Raw genomic sequence first — 2,168 nt, 5'->3', positions numbered from 1 at the left:
CGCCGCGCGGACCCTGGGGCTGAGCGCGCACGGTCAGGCCGCCGCCGCGAGCGCCGCCAGCACGCCCTTGCCGTAGCGGTCCAGCTTGGACTGGCCGACGCCCGAGATGTGGCCCAGGGCGTCCAGGGTTCCCGGCTCGGCCAGGGCGATCTCGAGCAGGGTCTTGTCCTGGAAGATGACGTAGGGCGGCACCCGCTGTTCGGCCGCGCGGTCGCGGCGCCAGGCGCGCAGGTCTCGAACCGGGCGCGGACGTCGGCGTCCATGGTTTCCAGAGCGGCGTTGCGGCCGGTCCTGACGCGTTCCTTCGAGCCGACGACGCGAGCGGGGGTCAGCCGGACCTCGACGGCGCGCTCGCCGCGATAGACGGCGCGGACGGCTTCGGGCTCGCCGATGCGGATCAGCGGCTTGCCGTCGTTGGGATCCTCGACCAGCAGGCCCTCGAACATCAGGTGATCAACCACGTCGCGCCATGTGTGCAGGGCCGTGTCGGCGCCGATGCCCCAGGTCGACAGGGCCGTCTCCCACGGCTGGACCTCCTTCGTCCTGCCCAGGAGGTGGTCGATGACGCGGGTCTTGCCGAAGCGTTCGCCCAGACGCTGGACGGCGGCCAGCGCCTTCTGGGCCGGAACGGTGGCGTCGAAGACGGCGGGCGGATCGAGGCAGATGTCGCAGACGCCGCATGCTTGCGCCGCCGCCTCGCCGAAATAGCGGCGCACCGTCTGCGGGCGGCAGGTCGCGCCGTCCAGCATGGCGAACAGCTGGCGGGCCTTGCGCACCTGAACGGCCTTGATCTCCTCGGCCATGGGGCGGCCGTCGAGGCGCTTCAGCGTCCAGGCGATGTCGGATGGGCCGTACAGGGTGATGCCCTCGGCCGGTTCGCCGTCCCGTCCGGCGCGTCCGATCTCCTGCCAATAGGCCTCCAGCGAGCCGGGCGGATCGGCGTGGATGACGAAGCGGACGTCGGCCTTGTCGACCCCCATGCCGAAGGCGATGGTGGCGACCATCACCGCCCCGTCCTCGGCCAGGAAACGCTCCAGCCGGCGGTCCCGCTCGCGGGCGTCCATGCCCGCGTGGTAGGCGATGGCGTTGGTCCCGGCCGTCTTCAGCGCCTCGGCCACCCGTTCGCAGCCGTCGCGCGAGCCGCAATACACCACCCCGGACTTGCCCCGGCGCTGGCGGACCAGGTCGATCACGGCGGCGTCGGTCTTGGCCCGCGAGGCGTTCTCCTTGCGCACCGCCGAGAGCTGCAGGTTGGGGCGGGCGAAGCTGTCGACCAGGACCCTGGCGCCGTCGAGCCGGAGCGATCGGACGATGTCCTCGCGTGTCCGGGCGTCCGCCGTCGCGGTGACCGCGATGCGCGGCACGCCGGGGAACAGCTCGGCCAGCCGACCCAGGGTGCGGTAGTCGGGACGGAAGTCATGTCCCCATTGCGAGACACAGTGGGCCTCGTCGATGGCGATCAGGCTCAGCGGAAGATCGTGCAGGCGGTCGATCAGATGCGGCTGGGCCAGTCCCTCGGGCGAGACATACAGCAGGTCCAGCTCGCCGGCGCGCGCCGCGCGCCAGATCGCCGAGCGGTCGTCCATGGACACGCCGGAGTCCAGGCGGGCCGCCGCCACGCCCTGCTGCTTCAGCGCCTCGACCTGGTCGGTCATCAGGGCGATCAGCGGCGAGATCACCAGTCCCAGCCCGGGCCGCAGCATGGCGGGAACCTGATAGCAGACCGACTTGCCGCCGCCGGTCGGCAGAACGGCCAGCACGTCGCGCCCGGCCAGAACCTCGGCCACGACCTCGGCCTGGAGGCCGCGGAAGTCCGCGTGGCCCCAGACCCGCTCCAGCGTCGCGCGCGCGTCGGCCAGGGTCGGCGCGGCGGAGATCGGGGTTGAGTCGGCGAGCATCGCCGGGTTGTGCCGCATTTGTTCCGTGGTGTCAGCGGTGTGTTTTCCCCGAGAGAAAGATCCCCCGCCCGTGCGTGATCGTCTCCGGGGCCGTTCGGCCGAGGAGTTCGGGGAGGCGGCGGAGCCTGGGCGGCGAGGCCCGGAACCGTATGGGTCCCCTGCTTTCGCGTTGCGGGGACCGGGGTGAGTTTTCGGCGTCGCCGCCTGAGGCTCCGCGCGACCGGTTCACGCAGGCAGGACGCTGAGGGCTTCTGCACGGCTTCTCGCCGT

At 72.0% G+C, this 2,168-nt stretch carries 1 pseudogene; it reads right to left on the bottom strand.

Annotation, left to right across the window (positions count from 1 at the left end):
* Positions 1-33: 33 nt before the first annotated feature.
* Positions 34-1,898 (bottom strand): annotated as a pseudogene (gene recQ / locus AC2W7C_RS17025) (DNA helicase RecQ).
* Positions 1,899-2,168: the final 270 nt, after the last annotated feature.

Source organism: Brevundimonas sp. CURTG3B2_SDJG, assembly GCF_057364705.1.
This window is presented reverse-complemented; position numbering and strand designations above follow the sequence as displayed.